Here is a 1,043-nt window from a genome sequence, read left to right as displayed (position 1 = left end):
TCGGTGCGTGCACGACCGCGCCGGCCCGGATGAGCGGTACCTGGACGGGGCGCGCGGCGCCGGGGGCAGTGCCGTCGCGGGTGACGAGCTCGGCGACGAGGAGCCCGTTGTCGTCGTACTCGCGGAAGGCGGTCTTGCGGCCGCCGACCGAGGCCTTGTCCTGCGACTTCTTGGCGACGGGCCGCATCGGTTCGCCGGGTGCGTCGGCGATGGCGACCAGCTTGTAGACCATGCTCGCGGTCGGGTGGCCCGAGCCGGTCGCGACCCGGGTGCCGACGCCGTACCCGTCGATCGGGGCGTCCGCGAGGGCCGCGATCACGAACTCGTCGAGGTCGCTCGTCACCACGATTCGGGTCCCGGTCGCGCCGAGCGAGTCGAGCAGGGCGCGTGCCTTGTGGGCCTCCTCGCTGAGGTCGCCCGAGTCGAGCCGCACGGCGCCGAGCCCGGTGCCTGCGACCTCGACTGCCGTCCGGATGCCCTCGGCGATGTCGTAGGTGTCGACGAGCAGGGTGGTGCCGACGCCGAGCGCCTCGACCTGGCTGCGGAACGCATCGGCCTCGGTGTCGTGCGCGAGGGTGAAGGCGTGCGCGGCGGTGCCCGCGGTCGGTACTCCGAACTGCCGGCCGGCTGCAAGGTTGCTCGTCGAGCCGAACCCGGCGACGTACGCCGCCCGCGCGGTCGCGACCGCCGCTTCCTCATGGGTACGACGCCCGCCCATCTCGATGATCGGCCGGCCCTGGGCGGCGTCGACCATCCGGGCGGCTGCGCTGGCGATGGCGGTGTCGTGGTTGAGGACGCTGAGCACCAGCGTCTCCAGCACGAGGCACTCGCCGAGGGTGCCGGTGGCGGTGAAGATCGGGCTTCCGGGGAAGTAGAGGTCGCCCTCGCGGTAGCCGTCGATGTCGCCGGCGAACCGGAAGTCCCGCAGGTAGTCCACGGTCGCGTCGCCGATGACACCCTGCTCCTGCAACCAGACGAGGTCGTCGGCGTCGTAGGTGAAGTTCTCGATCAGGGTGAGGAGTCGGCCGAGGCCGGCGAGCATT

1 protein-coding gene is annotated in these 1,043 nt (G+C 72.1%); it reads right to left on the bottom strand.

What is annotated here, in order from left to right:
• Window positions 1-1,043 (bottom strand): nicotinate phosphoribosyltransferase (pncB, locus tag ACOADB_RS05205; RefSeq protein ID WP_378596878.1); only part of this gene is annotated, 1,043 nt, incomplete at both ends.

The organism is Nocardioides sp. CPCC 206348, from assembly GCF_048654705.1.
GTDB lineage: Bacteria > Actinomycetota > Actinomycetes > Propionibacteriales > Nocardioidaceae > Nocardioides.
This window is presented reverse-complemented; position numbering and strand designations above follow the sequence as displayed.